The 18099-nt window shown below is 68.0% G+C and carries 17 protein-coding genes; 15 read left to right on the forward strand and 2 right to left on the reverse strand.

From position 1 onward, the window contains the following. Positions 1–44: 44 nt before the first annotated feature. The 9 genes from ccoN to DFO45_RS18860 all read left to right on the forward strand — a co-directional run bounded on the left by ccoN (position 45) and on the right by DFO45_RS18860 (position 9407). Positions 45–1670: a cytochrome-c oxidase, cbb3-type subunit I gene (ccoN, locus tag DFO45_RS18820; protein WP_197531806.1), complete on the forward strand. Its 1626-nt coding sequence runs from the start codon at positions 45–47 to the stop codon at positions 1668–1670. Positions 1671–1681: 11 nt separating this feature from the next. After that, positions 1682–2422 carry a cytochrome-c oxidase, cbb3-type subunit II gene (ccoO, locus tag DFO45_RS18825; protein ID WP_012173043.1) on the forward strand — a complete coding sequence of 247 codons (741 nt, stop codon included), beginning with the start codon at positions 1682–1684 and terminating at the stop codon, positions 2420–2422. 3 nt (positions 2423–2425) lie between these two features. Next, positions 2426–2581 (forward strand): CcoQ/FixQ family Cbb3-type cytochrome c oxidase assembly chaperone, encoded by a 156-nt coding sequence (locus tag DFO45_RS18830; protein WP_012173044.1) that lies wholly within the window; start codon positions 2426–2428, stop codon positions 2579–2581. A gap of 2 nt (positions 2582–2583) precedes the next feature. Then, a complete protein-coding gene (ccoP, locus tag DFO45_RS18835) occupies positions 2584–3465 on the forward strand; it encodes a cytochrome-c oxidase, cbb3-type subunit III (protein WP_012173045.1) in 882 nt (293 codons plus the stop codon). 105 nt (positions 3466–3570) lie between these two features. Beyond that, complete coding sequence (ccoG, locus tag DFO45_RS18840; RefSeq protein ID WP_133866073.1) at positions 3571–5040, forward strand: cytochrome c oxidase accessory protein CcoG; 1470 nt, start codon at positions 3571–3573, stop codon at positions 5038–5040. 182 nt (positions 5041–5222) lie between these two features. After that, entirely contained in the window at positions 5223–5735 is a 513-nt protein-coding gene (locus DFO45_RS18845) for a FixH family protein (protein ID WP_043879791.1), read from the forward strand. A 185-nt stretch (positions 5736–5920) separates the two neighbouring features. Beyond that, the gene (locus tag DFO45_RS18850) at positions 5921–8140 is read left to right on the forward strand and encodes a heavy metal translocating P-type ATPase (protein WP_133866074.1); all 2220 of its coding nucleotides are present in this window, start codon (positions 5921–5923) and stop codon (positions 8138–8140) included. Then, positions 8137–8286 carry a cbb3-type cytochrome oxidase assembly protein CcoS gene (ccoS, locus tag DFO45_RS18855; RefSeq protein WP_012173049.1) on the forward strand — a complete coding sequence of 50 codons (150 nt, stop codon included), beginning with the start codon at positions 8137–8139 and terminating at the stop codon, positions 8284–8286. Before DFO45_RS18850 ends, ccoS begins: the two co-directional genes overlap by 4 nt. After that, positions 8283–9407, forward strand: a complete 1125-nt coding sequence (locus DFO45_RS18860; RefSeq protein ID WP_133866075.1) for a hypothetical protein — start codon at positions 8283–8285, stop codon at positions 9405–9407. The genes ccoS and DFO45_RS18860 overlap by 4 nt, the downstream gene beginning before the upstream one ends. A 71-nt stretch (positions 9408–9478) precedes the next feature. Here the strand turns inward: DFO45_RS18860 and DFO45_RS18865 are convergent, their stop codons facing one another. Together DFO45_RS18865 and DFO45_RS18870 are read right to left on the reverse strand one after the other, a co-directional pair. Next, positions 9479–11374 carry a TRAP transporter large permease subunit gene (locus tag DFO45_RS18865; RefSeq protein ID WP_133866240.1) on the reverse strand — a complete coding sequence of 632 codons (1896 nt, stop codon included), beginning with the start codon at positions 11372–11374 and terminating at the stop codon, positions 9479–9481. 5 nt (positions 11375–11379) lie between these two features. Next, the gene (locus DFO45_RS18870) at positions 11380–12399 is read right to left on the reverse strand and encodes a TRAP transporter substrate-binding protein (RefSeq protein WP_133866076.1); all 1020 of its coding nucleotides are present in this window, start codon (positions 12397–12399) and stop codon (positions 11380–11382) included. Between the two features lie 198 nt (positions 12400–12597). Here DFO45_RS18870 and DFO45_RS18875 point away from each other — a divergent pair, with 198 nt between their 5' ends. From DFO45_RS18875 to DFO45_RS18900, 6 genes are all read left to right on the forward strand, one after another. Further along, positions 12598–13464 (forward strand): IclR family transcriptional regulator, encoded by an 867-nt coding sequence (locus tag DFO45_RS18875; RefSeq protein ID WP_012173053.1) that lies wholly within the window; start codon positions 12598–12600, stop codon positions 13462–13464. Beyond that, positions 13461–14630 carry an acetyl-CoA acetyltransferase gene (locus DFO45_RS18880; protein ID WP_133866077.1) on the forward strand — a complete coding sequence of 390 codons (1170 nt, stop codon included), beginning with the start codon at positions 13461–13463 and terminating at the stop codon, positions 14628–14630. The genes DFO45_RS18875 and DFO45_RS18880 overlap by 4 nt, the downstream gene beginning before the upstream one ends. Then, positions 14627–16276, forward strand: coding sequence for an acyl-CoA synthetase (locus tag DFO45_RS18885; protein ID WP_133866078.1), 1650 nt, complete (start codon positions 14627–14629; stop codon positions 16274–16276). The genes DFO45_RS18880 and DFO45_RS18885 overlap by 4 nt, the downstream gene beginning before the upstream one ends. Next, positions 16273–16839, forward strand: a complete 567-nt coding sequence (locus DFO45_RS18890) for a DUF296 domain-containing protein (protein ID WP_133866079.1) — start codon at positions 16273–16275, stop codon at positions 16837–16839. The genes DFO45_RS18885 and DFO45_RS18890 overlap by 4 nt, the downstream gene beginning before the upstream one ends. Beyond that, the gene (locus tag DFO45_RS18895; RefSeq protein WP_133866080.1) at positions 16829–17254 is read left to right on the forward strand and encodes a PPC domain-containing DNA-binding protein; all 426 of its coding nucleotides are present in this window, start codon (positions 16829–16831) and stop codon (positions 17252–17254) included. Before DFO45_RS18890 ends, DFO45_RS18895 begins: the two co-directional genes overlap by 11 nt. Positions 17255–17324: 70 nt before the next feature. Then, complete coding sequence (locus tag DFO45_RS18900) at positions 17325–18089, forward strand: SDR family oxidoreductase (RefSeq protein ID WP_133866081.1); 765 nt, start codon at positions 17325–17327, stop codon at positions 18087–18089. Positions 18090–18099 lie beyond the last annotated feature (10 nt).

An 18099-nucleotide genomic window follows, 5' to 3' on the forward strand; every position in this document is an offset into this window, starting at 1 on the left:
GTAAGGGGTTGACCATGTCCATTGTCCAGACACCCGCCAAGCGGATGACCGGGGGCGAACTCGGACTGATCCTGGTGTTCGCAGCGCTGGGATTCTTTTCGATTGTCGTGGCCGCCAAGGCCTACACGCCCGAATATGCTTTCCACGCCTATCTGTTCGCTGCGGCGAGCATCGCCACGGTTTTCGTGATCGGAAACCGCTACATGGACCGTCCGGCGGAGCTGCCGCCGCAGACCATCGACGGCAAGCCCAACTACAATATGGCCCCGGTTAAGGTCGGCACGCTGCTGGCGGTCTTCTGGGGCATTGCGGGCTTCCTCATCGGCGTGATCATCGCGCTGCAGATGGCCTATCCCCTCTTCAATTTCGATCTGCCCTGGATCTCCTTCGGACGGCTGCGGCCCCTGCACACATCGGCGGTGATCTTCGCCTTCGGTGGCAACGTGCTCATCGCCACGTCCTTCTATGTGGTCCAGCGCACCAGCCATGCCCGCCTCGCCGGCTATCTGGCCCCGTGGTTCGTGGTCCTCGGCTACAACTTCTTCATCGTCATCGCCGGCACGGGCTATCTGCTCGGTATCACGCAGGGCAAGGAATACGCCGAGCCGGAATGGTACGCGGACCTGTGGCTGACCATTGTCTGGGTGACCTATTTCCTTGTCTTCCTCGGCACCGTGCTGAAGCGCAAGGAACCCCACATCTATGTGGCCAACTGGTTCTACCTCGCCTTCATCCTGACCATCGCCGTCCTGCATCTCGGCAACAATGCCGCGATCCCGGTCTCGGTCTTCTCGCCCAAGTCCTACATCGTGTGGTCCGGCGTTCAGGACGCGATGGTGCAGTGGTGGTACGGCCACAATGCGGTGGGCTTTTTCCTCACCGCCGGCTTCCTTGCCCTGATGTACTACTTCATCCCCAAGCGCGCCGATAAGCCAGTCTATTCCTACCGGCTCTCCATCGTGCACTTCTGGGCGCTGATCTTCCTCTACATCTGGGCCGGCCCGCACCACCTCCACTATACGGCGCTGCCCGACTGGGCGCAGACGCTGGGCATGACCTTCTCGATCATGCTGTGGATGCCCTCCTGGGGCGGCATGATCAACGGCCTCATGACCCTCTCCGGGGCCTGGGACAAGCTGCGCACCGACCCGATCATCCGCATGATGGTTGTGGCCGTCGCCTTCTACGGCATGGCGACCTTCGAAGGTCCGATGATGTCGGTGAAGAGCGTGAACTCGCTCAGCCACTACACCGAATGGGGCATCGGCCACGTGCATTCCGGCGCGCTCGGCTGGGTCGCCTACATCTCCTTCGGCGCCATCTACTGCCTGATCCCCTGGCTGTGGAACAAGCGCGAGATGTACTCCATGAAGGCCATCGAATGGCACTTCTGGGTCTCCACGCTCGGCATCGTGCTCTACATCTGCGCCATGTGGGTGGCGGGCATCCTGCAGGGCCTGATGTGGCGCGCCTACACCGCGCTGGGCTTCCTTGAGTACTCGTTCATCGAGACGGTGGAAGCGATGCACCCGCTGTACGTCATCCGGGCCATCGGCGGCATCCTGTTCCTCGCCGGCTCGCTGATCATGGCCTGGAACGTGTTCATGACCATCACCCGTGCCGAAACGGTGTCGCAGCCGAGCGGCGCCGCCCTCGCGCCCGCAGAATGAGGGAGGCCTGAATGTCCGCGACATCCATCTGGTCCAAGCACGCCATCTTCGAGAAGCACTCCATCCTGCTGCTTCTCGGCGTGCTGATCGTCATCTCCATCGGCGGTCTCGTGGAAATCGTGCCGCTGTTCTACCTGAAGAGCACCATCGAGAAGGTGGACGGGGTGCGCCCCTACACCCCGCTCGAGCTGGCGGGCCGCAACATCTATCTGCGCGAGGGCTGCTACCTCTGCCACAGCCAGATGATCCGCCCCCTGCGCGACGAGGTGGAACGCTACGGCCACTATTCGCTGGCGGCCGAGAGCATGTACGACCACCCCTTCCAGTGGGGCTCCAAGCGCACGGGGCCGGACCTTGCCCGCGTCGGCGGCAAGTATTCCGACCTGTGGCAGCTTGAACATCTCAACAACCCGCGCGCGGTCGTCCCGGCGTCCATCATGCCCGCCTATCCCTGGCTGGCGAAGACGCCGCTCCAGGCCAAGCACATCGCAGACGACATGAAGGTGCTGCGGGCCGAGGGCGTTCCCTACACCGACGAGATGATCGCGTCGGCGCAGGACGACCTGAAGCTCCAGGCCACGCCCGAAGCCGACGCGGATGCGCTCCAGAAGCGCTATCCGAAGGCGCAGGCGCGTGACTTCGACGGCAACCCCGGCGAGCTGACGGAGGCCGATGCGCTCATCGCCTACCTCCAGCAGCTGGGCACGCAGGTCGACTTCAAGCTCTACGACAACAAGGCGAACGTGAGGTGAGCCATGCGTGAGACCTACATGCAACTGGCCGGCTTCGCGCAGACCTGGGGCCTCGTCTATTTCGTCGGCGCCTTCCTCTGCGTGTGCGCCTATGCCTACTGGCCCTCGAAGAAGAAGAGCTTCAACGAGGCCGCGCAGATTCCCCTCAAGGAGGACTGATCGTGAGCACCTCGCACGAGAGCCATCACGCGCCCGTGGATGGGGCTGGCGGCCCCTCCACCACCGGCCATGAATGGGATGGCATTCAGGAACTCAACAATCCGCTGCCGCGCTGGTGGCTGTGGACCTTCTACGCCACCATCATCTGGGCCTTCGGCTACTGGGTGGCCTATCCCGCCTGGCCGCTGGTCTCCAACTACACGTCCGGCGTGCTGGGCTGGAACTCCCGCTCGGCCGTGGTGGAGCAGATTTCCGATCTGCAGAAGCTGCGGGCGGCTTCCTCCGCCAAGCTCGCCAACGTGCCGCTGGAAGACATCGAGAAGAACCCCGAACTCCTGTCCCTGGCCCGCGCCGAGGGCAAGGTGGCCTTCGCCGACAATTGCGCGCCGTGCCACGGGGCCGGCGGCGGCGGGGCCAAGGGCTTCCCGAACCTGAACGATGACGACTGGCTGTGGGGCGGCACGCTGGCCCAGATCCAGCAGACCATCACCCACGGCATCCGCTCCGGCGATGACGAGGGCCACCAGGGCAACATGCTGGCCTTCGGTTCCATCCTCTCCAAGGCGGACATCTCGAACGTGGCGGATTACGTCCGCTCGCTCTCCGGCGCCGCCCCCGGCGACACGCCGGCGGCCAAGAAGGGGGCGGAGATCTTCGCCGCCAACTGCGCCACCTGCCACGGCGAGAACGGCAAGGGCAATCAGGAGCTTGGCTCCAAGAACCTGACCGACGGCATCTGGCTCTACGGCGGCGACAAGGCCACCATCGTCCAGACGATCACCAACGGGCGCGGCGGCGTGATGCCCGCCTGGGGCCCCCGCCTCTCGCCCACCACCATCAAGGCACTGACCGTCTACGTCCACACCCTGGGTGGCGGCCAGTAAGACCTCAGGCGGCGGCGGCTCTCGGGCCTCCGCCGCCCGCTCAAGGCACAGGGGAGGCACGCCCCCCCTTTCACCCACCGGGCCCCTGCCCGGAAAGAGCATCCAATGACCTCCGCCGCCCTGAAGCCCGAAAAGTCCCCCAAGGCACCGGCCGTTCCCGACGAGGAGCCGCTCTACGCCGCCCGCCGCGCCATCTATCCCCAGAGCGTCCACGGCCGCCTGCGCACCACCAAGTGGGTCCTGCTCATCCTCACGCTGGGCATCTATTACCTGCTGCCCTTCGTGCGCTGGGACCGGGGGCCGAATGCGCCCGACCAGGCCGTGCTGATCGACTTCCCGACCCGGCGCTTCTATTTCTTCTTCATCGAGATCTGGCCGCAGGAATTCTATTACGTCGCAGGCCTGCTCATCCTCGCCGCGCTCATCCTGTTCCTGATGAATGCGGTCGCCGGACGCGTCTGGTGCGGCTACCTCTGCCCGCAGACCGTGTGGACCGACCTGTTCCTGACCGTCGAGCGCTGGATCGAAGGCGACCGGCGCGAGCACATGAAGTCCGACGCCGGGCCGTGGACGCTGGAAAAGGTCACCAAGAAGGTGCTGAAGCACAGCGTGTGGCTGCTCATCGCCTGGTGGACCGGCGGCGCCTGGGTGCTCTATTTCGCCGATGCCCCGACGCTGGTGAAGGAACTCGTCACCTTCCAGGGCTCCACCATCGCCTATGCCTCCATCGCGGTGCTGACCTTCACCACCTACACGCTGGCCGGCCACATGCGCGAGCAGGTGTGCACCTACATGTGCCCGTGGCCGCGCATCCAGGCGGCGCTGACCGATGAGTATGCCCTCAACGTCACCTATCGCTACGACCGTGGCGAGCCGCGCGGCTCGGTGAAGAAGGCGGCGCTGGCCCGCGAGGCCGGGCGCAAGGCCGGCGACTGCGTGGACTGCAACCAGTGCGTCAACGTCTGCCCCACGGGCGTGGACATCCGCGAGGGCATGCAGCTCGCCTGCATCCAGTGCGGCCTGTGCATCGACGCCTGCAACAACATCATGGACAAGATCAACCGCCCGCGCGGCCTGATCGCCTATGAATCGGAAGCCAATCTGGAAGCGCGGATCGCCGGCAAGCCGCCGGTGCGGCGCATCGTGCGCGCCCGCACTGTCCTCTATGCCGCGCTCATCGCCTTCATCGGCCTCGGCATGCTCTACACGCTGGTGGGGCGCAGCGACGAAGGCATCGCGGCCATCCACGACCGCAACCCGGTGTTCGTCCGCCTCTCGGACGGCTCGCTGCGCAACGCCTACACCATCCGCCTCATCAACAAGAAGCTGGAGGACCGGCGCTTCCAGCTCAGCGTGGACGGGCTGCCCGGCGCGCAGCTCTCGGTGGTCGGCGTCGAAAGCGGCACAGACGGCGAGGTCATCTCGATCGGGCCGGACCAGACCCGCGAGGTGCGTGTGCTGGTGACCCACCAGGGCAAGCTCGCCAGCGGCGCCTCCATCCCGGTCACCTTCCGCATCCGCGACATGGTGACGGGCGCCACCGCGTCCACCGCGGACCACTTCATCGGGCCCTGAGCGGTCCGCCCGCTCCCGGCCCCCGCCGGGACATAGGGTCGCAGATTTTGCGCCAAAACAAGGAAGCGGCCGGCCAGACCCCTCAGTCTGGCCGGCATTCGTTTGAACGGCGGCCGGAGCCGGCGCGATGGAACGCGCCTTCGACCGTGCCCGAGCCCGACAGCTTGAAGAGGAAGACGCCCATGGCCCAGGCCGGCCTTTCGGCAAAGCCGCGCGCGGCAGGACAGCTCACCGGCTGGCATGTGCTGGCCATCCTCCTCGCCTTCTTCGGGGCCATCATCACCGTCAATGTGGTGATGGCCCGCTACGCCATCGCCACCTTCGGCGGAGTTGAGACCGAAAGCTCCTACAAGGCCGGCCTCACCTTCAAATCGGAGGAGAATGCCGCCGCCGACCAGAACGCCCGCGGCTGGACGGTGAACCTCATCGTCGATCCCGGCGCGGATGGCGCGCGCACCGTCACCATCGAGGCGAAGGATGCCGCCGGGCGGCCGCTTGTCGGCTATGACGTGGACGCGCGCTTCGCCCACCCCGCCGATGCCCGCCAGGACGTCACCGTGGACCTGCATGAGATCGGCGGCGGCCGCTATCGCGGTGCGGCAAATGTGCATGCCGGCCAATGGGAACTGATCGTTGATCTGGCGCAAGGAGAGCAGCGCCAGTTCCGGTCTAAGAACAGAGTGCAGCTGCGCTAAGCCACACCCGTTCTCTGGGGGGAACAGGGCCTTACGGCGAACGCAGCGCCGGCCGAGGCGGTCGGGCGGACCGCTTCGGCCGGCACCCTTTTGGGGGCTGGCCCATCCGCCCAGGGCCACCGTTCCTGGGAGACGGCGCCGCCACCGGCCGGTTCACCGGCAGGATGACGACAGGCGCATTCAGGATGTCTCAGGCGGTCGACTATTCCATCTTCATGGCCAAGGACGCGGACGGGCGCTCGCAGATGAGCCTCGCCGTCGACGGCATCGACTGCGCCGCCTGCATCGCGGACATCGAGAATGGCGTCATGTCCCTGCCCGGCGTGGTGCATGCGCGGCTCAATTACAGCACCCATCGCCTCACCGTCGAATGGGAGGGCGAGGGCGAGCCGGACGCGCTGGTCCACCGGCTGGAAAACCTCGGCTATCGCGCTCACCCCTTCCTCGGCCGCGCCGAGGAGGCGGAAGCCAAGCGCGCCCAGTGGCTGCTGCGCTGCCTCGGCGTCGCGGGCTTTGCCATGATGAACGTGATGCTGCTCTCGGTCTCGGTCTGGGCCGGCAATGTCACGGACATCACGCCCGAGACCCGCGATCTCTTCCACTGGATCTCCGCCCTCATCGCGCTGCCTGCCGCCGCCTATGCCGGCCAGCCCTTCTTCCAGAGCGCCTGGCGGGCGTTGCGCACACGCTCGCTCAACATGGACGTGCCCATCTCGCTGGGCGTCATCCTGGCGCTCGGCATGTCGGTGGTGGAGACCATCCTCCACCAGGAGCATGCCTTCTTCGACAGCGCCGTCATGCTGCTCTTCTTCCTGCTGGCGGGGCGCTATCTCGACCACGAGGCCCGCCGCCGCACCCGCGCGGTCGCCGGCAATCTCGCGGCCCTGCGCGGCGAGATGGCCCAGCGGCTCGATGCGCAGGGCACGCCGGTCCTCGTGCCCGTGCAGGCGCTGAAGACGGACGACCTCATTCTCGTGCCCGCCGGCGAGCGCGTGGGCGCGGACGGCGTGGTGGTACGCGGCCGCTCGGCCATCGACGAAGCCCTCATCACCGGCGAGACGCTGCCCCGCGCCGTCGCCGCCGGGGACCGCCTCTATGCCGGCAGCCTCAACGGTGCCGGCGCGCTCACCGTGCGCGTGACCGCGGGCGGCGAGGGCACGCTCATCGACGACGTGCAGCGCCTCCTCGATGGCGCGCTCTCCCAACGCACCGGCTATGTGCGCCTCGCCGATCGCGTCGCGCGCCTCTATGCGCCGGTGGTGCATCTCACCGCGCTTCTCTCCGCCATCGGCTGGCTGGTGCTCGGCGCCAGCGCCCATGATGCGGTGATGATCGCAGTGGCCGTGCTCATCATCACCTGCCCCTGCGCGCTGGCGCTCGCCGTGCCGGCCGTCCAGGTGGTGGCGACCGGCCGCCTGTTCCGCGCCGGCCTCCTCATCAATGCCGGCGACATGCTGGAACGCCTTGCCAGCGTCGATACGGTGGTCTTCGACAAGACCGGCACCCTCACCTTGCCCGAGCCGGCGCTGCGCCTGCCGCCCGATGCCGATCCCGAGCTCGTGGCCCTCGCCGCGCGCCTTGCCCTCTCCAGCCACCATCCGCTCGCCGCCGCCCTGTCGCGCTATGCCAACGGCCCGGCCTTCGCCACCGTGGACGAGGTGGCGGGCATGGGCGTGACGACGACCTTGGACGGGATCGAACTGCGCCTCGGCAGCCTCGCCTTCTGCGATACTCATCTGCCCGAGGATTTCCCGCTCACCGCCACCCCCATCTCGCTGCGGGCGGGCACGCGCACGCTGGTGATCGGCATCGATCAGGCGCTGCGCGGCGACGCGGCGCAGATCGTCTCCGATCTGAAGCAGCGCGGGCTGGCGGTGCACATCTTCTCCGGCGACCGCTTCGGCCCGGTCGCAGCGGTCGCCGGCGCGCTTCACGTCACGGACTTCCGGGCCGAGATGCGGCCCGCCGACAAGATTGCGGAGCTGGAGCGCCTCCAGGCCGCCGGCCGGCGGGTGCTCATGGTAGGCGACGGCCTCAATGACGCCCCGGCGCTCGCCGCCGCCACGGTCTCGCTCTCACCTGCGAGCGGTGTTGCGGTGACGCAGGCGCAGGCGGATGCGGTCTTCATCGGCACGCGCCTGGCTCCCGTCCGCGCCGCCCTCGATGGCGCCCGCACCGCCGCCCGGCTCATGCGGCAGAACCTCGGCATCGCTGTCATCTACAATCTCATTGCCGTGCCGCTGGCGGTGCTGGGGCACGTGACGCCGCTGGTGGCGGCGCTGGCCATGTCTGGCTCCTCGCTGATCGTCACCCTCAATGCCTTGCGCGCCGCCCGCCCCGGACGCGATGATGCGGCCACGGACCTGAACGCGCTGCACCTCATCCCTGCGGAGGCCCGCCCGTGACCGTTCTGCTCTACCTCATTCCCGCCGCCCTCGGCCTCGGCTTCCTCGGCCTTGCCGGCTTCCTGTGGAGCCTCAAGAGCGGCCAGTATGACGATCTGGACGGCGCCGCCGTGCGCATCCTTTCCGATGAGGACGTGAAGAGATGAGCCGCCTCGCGCAGGCGGGGAGCCCGCGTGCGGGCATGCTGGCCTGCATCTGCGACCCGCAGTTCGACCTGCCGGCCAATGACAACAGCCACGGGCGCCCCAACGCCGTGCCGCTGGCCCTCGGGTTCGCCTTCGCCGTCCTCGCCCAGACGCTCGCGTCCGGCATCCTGCCCATCGCCGGTGCCATGCTCGCGCCGCGGCCGGTACTCGCCACTCTCCCCTTCGCGGCGATGATGCTGGGCGCCGCGCTCGCCTCCTTCCCCGCGTCCTTCCTGGGCGACGCCTTCGGGCGACGCACCGGCTTCGCCCTCGGAGCGTCGCTTGGCATTGCGGGCGGGGCGGTGCTTGCCCTCGGGCTCCTTCAGCGACAGTTCGCCTTCGCGTGCCTCGGCGCCCTGTGGCTGGGCATGGCGCAGGGCTTTTCCTTCTTCTACCGCCACGAGGCGGCGGCCTCCGCCGGCCGCCCGGCCGCCGCGACGGCCGGCGTGATGGCGGGCGGACTGCTCGCGGCGCTCGTTGGCCCGACGCTGGCGAGCTTCAGCGAGGCGCTGTTCTCGCCATTCCTGCTGGTCGGCTCGGCCGTGCTTGCAGCGCTCGCGCACACCGCCTCACTCGGGGTAGCCGTGCGCCTCGCGCCCGACGCCCGGCCATGGATCGACACCGGCGCGGCCGGCCCGCTGAAGGCCATCGTGGCGCCGACCCTGCTCGGGATGCTGGCGTGGTTCGGCATGAGCCTTGTCATGGCGAGCGCGCCGCTCGCCCTCATGGATTGCGGCGTGGCGGAAGGCGCCGTCTTCGGCTTCATCGCGCTCCATGTGGCGGCCATGTATGCCCCCGCCGTGCCGCTGGCGCTGCTGGGCCGCTACCTGAAGCCGCAGGCCGTCGCCGCAGGCGGCACGCTGCTGGTGCTCCTCGCCTATCCGCTCCAGCACACGGACGCCACAGGCCTCGTCACGGCGGCGCTCATTCTCGTCGGTGCCGGCTGGTCGGCGGCGACGGTCGGCTGCACGGCCTGGCTGCACCAGAGCGCGCGGCCGGGCCGCCTCGCCCTCGCGCTGCATGACGGCGCGCTGTTCTCCGCCGCCATCCTCGGCGCCGCGCTGGCGGGCCGTTTCTTCTGATCCCGAAAAGGAACGGCGCCGCGGGCTGGGCCGGCGGCGCCGTCTCGTTTATGGGACCGGAGTTCCGCGCCTCACAGGAAGCCGATGGAGAACCACGGCACCAGCGCCACCGCGATGAGGCCGACGAAGAGCGCCACCAGATAGCCGAGGATGGGCTTCATGCCCGCCACCGGGTCCACGCGGCCGATGGCGCAGGCAGCGTAATAGCCGACGCCGAAAGGCGGGGCGAAGAGGCCGATGCCCATGGCGAGGATGACCACCATGGCATAGTGCACCTCGTGGATGCCCACCGCGCGGGCGATGGGGAAGAGCAGCGGCCCGAACAGCACGATGGCCGGGATGCCCTCCAGCACGCTGCCGAGGATGATGAAGGCCACGATGGACACCGCCATGAAGGTCATGGCGCCGCCCGGCAACCCCGTCATGGCCGCCGCCAGCTCCCGGGAAAAGCCGGACTGGGTGAGGCCCCAGGCCATGCCCGTCGCCGTGCCGATGATGAGCAGGATGGCGCCGGAGAGGCTCGCCGTATCCACCAGCATCGGCATGAGCCGCCGGACGTCGAACTGCCGGTAGATGAGGATGCCGGCGGCGATGGCATAGACGATGCCGAGCGTGGACACCTCGGTCGCCGTGGCCACGCCCTCGATCACCGCCGCGCGGATGACGAAGGGCAGCGCGATCGCCGGAAAGGCGATCACGAAGCTGCGGAGGATCTCGCCGCCGGTCGCCCGCTTCACGTGGTCGAGCTTCTCGCCCCGGTAGCGCCACCAGACGACGGCACAGAGCGTCACGGCCAGCACGATGCCCGGCACCATGCCGCCGGTGAACAGGGCGGAAATGGAGACGCCGGTGACCGAGCCGATGGTGATGAGCACGAGGCTCGGCGGGATGGTCTCGGTCTGCGCGCCGGTGGCGGAGAGCAGCGCCACGAGATCGCCCTCCTTGGCGCCGCGCTGCTTCATCTCCGGAAACAGCACCGGCGCCACCGCCGCCATGTCGGCAGCCTTGGAGCCGGAAATGCCGGAGACGAGGTACATGGCGCCCACCAGCACATAATGCAGGCCGCCCCGCACGTGACCGAGCAGACTGGCGAGGAAGCGCACCATGGCCTTCGCCATGCCCGTCATCTCGATGAGCGCACCGAGGAAGACGAACAGCGGCACCGAGAGCAGGATGAGATGGCTCATGCCCTCGTCCATACGCCCCACCAGCACCATCATCGGCGTGCGCGTGGTGAGCGCGAGATAGCCGAAGGTGGCAAGGCCGAAGGCAAAGGCGATGGGCACGCCGGCAAACACGCAGGCCGCCACCACGCCGACGAAGAAGATCAGCAGGTTGGCGTTGCCGAGCGGGCGCAGGAACGGTCCGAGCAGCCAGAAGGCGGCGATCACCGCCACCGTCGTGAGCAGGGCCACGCCGACCACTTTCAGATCCGCATGGCGCACGAGGCGCAGCACGGCGAAGGCGATCATCAGCCCGAGGCCGACGGGCAGCGCCGCGGCGCGCACGGCGTTGGGGATCTCCAGCGCCGGTGTGAGGATGAAGACCTCCTCCTCGGCATATTCCAGCGCATGGGGGAAGACGAGCAGGATGAAGGCGAGCGCCGCCGTCATGGCGAGCACGTCGAGGAAGGCACGCAGCCCCGGATTCACCTTGGCGGCTACCGCCGTCATGCGCATGTGCTCACCGCGCCGGAAGGCGACGACCGCCCCCAGCATGGCGAGCCAGAGAAAGAGGATGGAGGCGAGCTCGTCCGACCAGACGATGGGCGTGTGGAAGACGTAGCGCGCCACCACGCCCATGAACAGGACGATGATTTCCGCCGCCACGAGGATGGCGACGGGAATTTCGACGAGCGCGCCGAGCACGCGCTCAACCGCCAGCGCCGCAGCGCCGACGCGGCTCAGCGGAGGGGACGCCGCGGACGGCGTCCCTCCATGGCCGTGCAGGGAGGGGGCGCCGGCCATTTCGGTCACGACAGCTTGCCGACCGCGCCCTCGAGGATGCCCCAGGCTTCCTCGCCGTACTTGTTCTTCCACTCGGTATAGAAGCCGGCCGCGCGCAGCTTCTCACGGAAGGGCGCCGGATCGGGCTTGTTGAACGCGAGGCCCTTGGCGGCGAGATCATCCTGCAGGCCGGCGTTGAGCTTGGCGACGTCCGCCCGCTCCTTCTCCGCCGCCGCGTTGATGTGCTTGGCGACGATGGTGCGGATGTTCTCCGGCAGAGCCTGCCAGGCGCGGCGGTTGGCGAGGAACCAGAAGCCGTCCCACATGTGGTTGGTGAGGGAGCAGTACTTCTGCACTTCGTAGAGCTTCGCCGTGGAGATGATGGCGAGGGGATTCTCCTGCCCGTCCACGATCTTGGTCTGGAGCGCCGAATAGACTTCCGCGAAGTTGATGGAGGCCGGGGCCGAGCCGAACGCCTTGTACATGGAGGTCCACAGCGGGGAGACCGGCACGCGGATCTTGAAGCCTTCGAGGTCCTTGGCGGTCTCGATCGGCTTGGTGGAGGAGGTCGTCTGGCGGAAGCCGTTGTCCCAGATCTTGTCCATGGCCACGAGGCCGAACTTGCCGATCTGGCCGCGCACATACTCGCCGAGGGGGCCGTCCATGGCCTTCCACACGGTGGCATAGTCCGGGAAGGCGAAGCCGATGCCGCTCAGCGAGGCATTTGGCACGAGGGTGGAGAGGATCAGCGGCGACAGGGTGAAGAACTCGACGCCGCCGGAGCGCAGCTGGCTCAGAACGTCGGTGTCGGAGCCGAGCTGGCTCGAGGGGAAGACCTGCAGATCGAACTTGCCGCCCGTTTCCTGCTTGATCGCCGCGGCCATCTCGCGGGCGCGGATGTTCATCGGGTGCGTGTCGGGCAGGTTGTTGGCGTACTTGTAGGTGAACTCGGCCTGCTGGGCGCGGGCGATGAAGGGCGCGAAGACGGCACCCGAAACGGCGGTAGCCGCCGTGGCCTTCAACAAGGCGCGACGAGACACGGACATGAAGCGCTTCCTCCTCGATCGGTCTTTGAGACCTGTTTCCCCGAATGGGTCCAGTATATGGACCTCTTGATTACGTCACCAATATTGACCCACTTGTAGGATCTCAACAAGCTGTCTATCATCCTATGTACAGTCGTCAATCTCATCGACGGCGATAAATAAGAAAACGGTCCACAATGTGGATCACGGGAGCGAAACGTGGCCAAGACAAGCGGCGACCCCTCCGGGGGCGGCACGCAAAGCATTGAGCGCGCCATATCCCTGCTGCTTCTGGTTGGACGGGCCGGCACCGACGGCATCCGCCTGTCCGATCTCGTCACGCGTTCCGGCCTGCCCAAGCCGACGGCCCGGCGCGTGCTGCTCGCCCTCGTGCGCGCCGGACTGCTCGACCAGGACGACGTGACACGCCGGTATCATATCGGCCCGGAAACCTATGTTCTAGGAACATTGGCGAGCGAGCGCTTCGGCATCCATGCGCTCTCCCTCGACAGTCTTTCGCGGCTTGCGCAGGAGAGCGGCGACACCGCTTTCCTCTCCGTGCCGCGCGACGCCTCCGTGGTGTGCCTGCACCGCGAGGAAGGCCCCTTCCCCATCCGCACCCATGTGCTCAATGCGGGCGACCGCCACCCCATGGGCATCGGCGCCGGGAGCCTCGCCATCCTCGCCGCCCTGCCGGATGCGGAGATCGACCGCATCTTCGCCGCCAATGCGGACATCCTTGCCCGCGACTATCCCGCCTATTCGGAAGACCTGCTGCGCCGCTGCGTCGCGGATACCCGGAGCCGGGGCTATGCGCTCAATCCCGGCATCCTCATGCCCGGCTCGTGGGGCATAGGCCTGCCGGTCATGGGCCTCGACGGGACGCCCGTGGGCGCCCTGTCCATCGCCGCCATCGAAAGCCGCCTCGGCGAGGAGCGGCGGCGTGAACTCGTACCCCTGCTGCGCCGCGAGACGCAGGCCCTCGAGGCGGCGCTACGGCGCCCCTCCCCCCGCCAGGACACCCAGTCCCCTTCCCCCCGCGCCCGCATTGCCGCGCCGCGCACAGCCCTGAAGGTGAAGTCATGACCCGCGCCTGCATCGTGGGCTACGCCCACACCCCGTTCGGCAAGCTGGAAGATCCCGATACCGAGAGCCTGATGGCCCGCGTCTCGGGCGCGGCCCTGGAACATGCCGGCATCACGCCCGACAAGGTGGACGGCATCTTCGTCGGCGTCATGAACTCCGGCTTCCAGAAGCAGGATTTCCAGGGCGCCCTCGTCGCCATGGCCGACGAGCGGCTCGCCTATGTGCCGGCGATGCGCGTGGAAAACGCCTGCGCCACGGGATCGGCCGCCATCTATACGGCGCTCGACTTCATCGAGAGCGGGCGCGGGCGCATCGCCCTCGTGGTGGGCGCGGAGAAGATGACCGCCAAGCCCACGGCCGAGGTGGGTGACATCCTGCTCAATGCGTCCTACCGCAAGGAGGAGGCAGACATCGAGGGCGGCTTCGCCGGCCAGTTCGGCCGCATCGCCCAGAATTATTTCCAGCGCTATGGCGAACGCTCCGAGGAGCTCGCCATGATCGCCGCCAAGAACCATGCGAACGGCGTCGGCAATCCCTATGCCCAGATGCGCAAGGACCTCGGCTTCGACTTCTGCAACACGGTCTCGGAGAAGAACCCCCGCGTCGCCGGCCCGCTGCGCCGCACCGACTGCTCGCTCGTCTCCGACGGCGCCGCGGCGCTCGTGCTGGCGGATGAGGAGATCGCCCGCGACCTGTCGCGCGCCATCGCCTTCCGCGCCCGCACCCACCGCAACGACATCCTCGCCATGTCGCGCCGCGATCCCACGGCCTTCGAGGGCGGCCGCCGCGCCTGGGCGGGATCGCTCGCCGACGCAGAGATGACGCTGGACGATCTCGATTTCGTCGAGACCCACGACTGCTTCACCATCGCCGAGATGATCGAATACGAGATCATGGGCCTCGCCAAGCCCGGCGAGGGCTACAAGGTGGTCCGCGAAGGCATCACCCGCAAGGACGGGCGCCTGCCCGTGAACCCCTCCGGCGGCCTCAAGGCCAAGGGCCATCCCATCGGCGCCACGGGCGTATCCATGCACGTGCTCTCCGCCATGCAGCTCCTGGGCGAGGCCGGCGACATGCAGGTGAAGGATGCGGCGGTCGCCGGCATCTTCAACATGGGCGGCGTCGCCGTCGCGAACTACTGCTCGATCCTGGAGCGGCTGAAGTGAGCGCCCCGACCTCCGCGACGGCCGGCGCCCCCAAGGGGGGCGTCGCCCCCGCCACAAAGCGGGTGATGAACCTCTCGCACATCCTGCGGCAGGCGGCCCGCCGCTTCCCGCAGGAAATCGGCTTCGTGCACGGCCCGCTCTCCGTCACCTGGGCGGAGATGGACGCGCGGGTGGACGCCATGGCCGTGGCGCTGGCGGGCAAAGGGCTCGGCAAGGGCGACCGCGTGCTCGTGCAGTCCAAGAACTGCCTCCAGATGTTCGAGAGCATGTTCGCCTGCTTTCGCATCGGCGCGGTGTGGGTGCCGACCAACTTCCGCCAGACGCCGGACGAAGTGGCCTATCTGGCGCAGGCGTCCGGCGCCGTCGCCATGATCTGCCATGCCGACTTCCCGGATCACGAGCGCATCGTGCGGGAACAGGCGCCGGGCATCGCGACCGTCATCGGCATCGGCGATGCTCCCTTCGGCGAGGATTACGACGCCCTCGTCGCCGCCCATCTCGGCCGGAAAGGGCCGGTGGCGGATGTGGAGCATGACGATCCCTGCTGGTTCTTCTTCACCTCCGGTACCACCGGACGGCCGAAGGCGGCGGTGCTCACCCACGGCCAGATGGCCTTCGTCATCACCAACCATCTGTGCGACCTGATGCCCGGCACCACGCAGGCGGATGCCTCCCTCGTGGTGGCCCCGCTGTCCCACGGCGCCGGCATCCACCAACTGGTGCAGGCCGCCCGCGCGGTGAAGACCATCCTCCTGCCCTCCGAGCGCTTCGATGTGGCGGAGGCCTGGGGCCTGGTTGAAAAGTGGAAGGTCACCAACATCTTCACCGTGCCCACCATCACCAAGATGCTCGTGGAGCACCCGTCCGTCGACCAGTTCGACCATTCCTCGCTGCGCTACGTCATCTATGCCGGCGCGCCCATGTATCGCGAGGACCAGAAGCGGGCGCTGGCCAAGCTCGGCAGGGTGCTGGTGCAGTATTTCGGCCTCGGCGAAGTCACCGGCAACATCACCGTCCTGCCCCCCGCGCTGCATGAGCCGGAGGACGGCCCGCACGTGAAGATCGGCACCTGCGGCTTCGAGCGCACGGGCATGCAGGTGCAGATCCAGGACGATCAGGGCCGGGAAGTGAGCGCCTTCGAGACCGGCGAGATCTGCGTCTGCGGGCCGGCGGTGTTCGCGGGCTATTACGAGAATCCGGAAGCCAACGCCAAGTCGTTCCGCAACGGCTGGTTCCGCACCGGCGATCTCGGCCACATGGATGCGGAAGGCTTCGTCTACATCACCGGCCGGGCCTCGGACATGTACATTTCCGGCGGCTCGAACGTCTATCCGCGCGAGGTGGAGGAGAAGCTCCTCCAGCATCCCGCGCTGGTGGAGGTGGCCATTCTGGGCGTGCCCGACCCCATGTGGGGCGAGGTGGGCGTCGCCGTCTGCGTCACCCGCGACGGGGCGCCGGTCAACGAGGCCGAGATCATCGCCTTTCTGGACGGCAAGGTCTCCCGCTACAAGCTGCCGAAGCGTGTCTTCTTCTGGGAGGCGCTGCCCAAGTCGGCCTATGGCAAGATCACCAAGAAGATGGTGCGCGAGGCGCTGGAGGAGCGCGGCCTGCTGCCCCTCGACAAGCCGCTGGAGCGCAGCGCATGAGCCCGCCCGGCGAGGTACCGGTCCGACTTCTCCGCCACCCCGGACCCATGGCGGCCCGGCGGTGGGACAGCCTCTCCTGCGAGAAGGCCCGCGCCTTCCGCTTCTCGCTCATCCCCGGCCGCTCCCTCTATGAGGGCATCGTCAACGCCATGACGGCGGCCAAGGTCTCTGCGGCGGCGCTGACCCTCACCGGCGGCACCTTCGCGCGGGTGGACTACTGCCTCGCCGCCCCGCGCCCGGGCAGGCCGCAGGTGGCGGGCTATACGGACCCCGAGCGCATGGGCGGGCCCATCGGCCTCATCGGCGCCAGCGCGACGCTGGGGCTCGATGTGAACGGCGCCCCCATGGTGCATTGCCATGCCCTGCTGTCGGATGCCGAGGGCCAGCTCTTCGGCGGCCACATCATCCCGGACGCCAGCATGGTGGGCGCGGTGCCGCCCGTGGTCTTCGCCCGCGCCTTCGAGGGCGAAGCCATCCGCCAGCGCTATGACCCCGAGACCATCATGTCGCTCTTCCATCCGGCCGACGACGGCCCCCATGCGGGAGACATCCATGCCGGCTGATCCTCAGGACACCCCCGCCTCAGATCCCCTCCTTCCCGAGAGCGGGCGCACCGGGCGCATCCTCTATGCCCGCGTGCGGCCGAACGAGGATCTCGTCCACACCATCGAGAAGCTCTGCCTCCAGCACGGCTTTTCGGACGCGGTGGTGCGGGGCAGCCTCGGCAGCCTGAGCCAGTGCTGCCTCGAAACCCATACCGGTGCCCGCATCGAGGTGCCCGGCCCGGCGGTGGAGATGCTCACCCTCATGGGCGAGGTGCGCAGCACCGGCGGGGCTTTGGAGGCCCGACTCAGCGGCACGGTGGCGGACCCGCAGGGCCGCATCTTCGCCGGCCGCTTCGCGGCGGGGCGCAATCCCGTGTGCATCACCTTCGAAATCACCCTCGAGGAATGGCTGGCGGACGCCCGCGCCGCCTGATCCGTCACGGCCCACCGACCAAGAAACGCGGCGAATGCCGCAGCGGGCTTCAGGCCCAAAGGGAGCAGACATGTCCAAGGAAAATGGCAGCGTGATCGTCACCGGCGGTGCGTCGGGCATCGGCCTCGCGCTCGTGGAGGCGCTTCTGACCGAAGGCTGGCGCGTGGTGGCTGCGGACGTGGTGGCCGAGAACATCGCCAGCGCACGCGAGAGCCTCGCCCGCTTCGGCAACCAGGTGCGCTTCGCGCAGATCGACGTGTCGGACGAAGCCGGCGTCAGCCACATGGTGCAGGAGATCGACGCCGAGTTCGGCCCGCTCTGGGGCGTCGTCAACTCCGCCGGCATCGGCAAGGACGTGCCGGTGTTCGAGACGTCCGTGGACTATTTCCGCAAGATCCTCGACGTGAACCTCATCGGCACCTTCCTCGTCGCCCGCGAAGGCGCGAAGGCCATGAAGGCGCACGGGGGCGGATCCATCGTGAACATCGCCTCGGTCTCCGGCCTGCGCGGCAATCTCGGGCGCGCGGCCTATGGCTCGTCCAAGGCGGGCGTCGTCATGCTCACCCAGATCATGGCGGTGGAGCTGGCGCCGGAGAAGATCCGCGTCAATGCCATCGCCCCCGGCCCCATCGAGACGCCGCTGGTGAAGCGCATGCACACGGACGAGGCGCGCGCCGGCTGGATGAAGGAAGTGCCCATGCGCCGCTATGCGGACCCGAGCGAGGTCTCCGGCGCCATCTCCTTCCTGCTGGACGAACAGAAGTCGAGCTTCGTTACCGGCCAGACGCTGGCGGTGGACGGCGGCTTCATGGCCGGCGGCCTCATCGGGCTGTAAGTCACGCTGC

The organism is Azorhizobium sp. AG788, from assembly GCF_004364705.1.
Taxonomy (GTDB): Bacteria; Pseudomonadota; Alphaproteobacteria; order Rhizobiales; family Xanthobacteraceae; genus Azorhizobium; species Azorhizobium caulinodans.

Bases quoted from the DNA above. Each gene is read 5' to 3' on its own strand.
- ccoN (WP_197531806.1), top strand. From the start codon at position 45: ATGACCGGGGGCGAACTCGGACTGATCCTGGTGTTCGCAGCGCTGGGA.
- ccoO (WP_012173043.1), top strand. From the start codon at position 1,682: ATGTCCGCGACATCCATCTGGTCCAAGCACGCCATCTTCGAGAAGCAC.
- DFO45_RS18830 (WP_012173044.1), top strand. From the start codon at position 2,426: ATGCGTGAGACCTACATGCAACTGGCCGGCTTCGCGCAGACCTGGGGC.
- ccoG (WP_133866073.1), top strand. From the start codon at position 3,571: ATGACCTCCGCCGCCCTGAAGCCCGAAAAGTCCCCCAAGGCACCGGCC.
- DFO45_RS18845 (WP_043879791.1), top strand. From the start codon at position 5,223: ATGGCCCAGGCCGGCCTTTCGGCAAAGCCGCGCGCGGCAGGACAGCTC.
- DFO45_RS18850 (WP_133866074.1), top strand. From the start codon at position 5,921: ATGTCTCAGGCGGTCGACTATTCCATCTTCATGGCCAAGGACGCGGAC.
- DFO45_RS18860 (WP_133866075.1), top strand. From the start codon at position 8,283: ATGAGCCGCCTCGCGCAGGCGGGGAGCCCGCGTGCGGGCATGCTGGCC.
- DFO45_RS18865 (WP_133866240.1), bottom strand. From the start codon at position 11,374: ATGGCCGGCGCCCCCTCCCTGCACGGCCATGGAGGGACGCCGTCCGCG.
- DFO45_RS18870 (WP_133866076.1), bottom strand. From the start codon at position 12,399: ATGTCCGTGTCTCGTCGCGCCTTGTTGAAGGCCACGGCGGCTACCGCC.
- DFO45_RS18880 (WP_133866077.1), top strand. From the start codon at position 13,461: ATGACCCGCGCCTGCATCGTGGGCTACGCCCACACCCCGTTCGGCAAG.
- DFO45_RS18890 (WP_133866079.1), top strand. From the start codon at position 16,273: ATGAGCCCGCCCGGCGAGGTACCGGTCCGACTTCTCCGCCACCCCGGA.
- DFO45_RS18895 (WP_133866080.1), top strand. From the start codon at position 16,829: ATGCCGGCTGATCCTCAGGACACCCCCGCCTCAGATCCCCTCCTTCCC.
- DFO45_RS18900 (WP_133866081.1), top strand. From the start codon at position 17,325: ATGTCCAAGGAAAATGGCAGCGTGATCGTCACCGGCGGTGCGTCGGGC.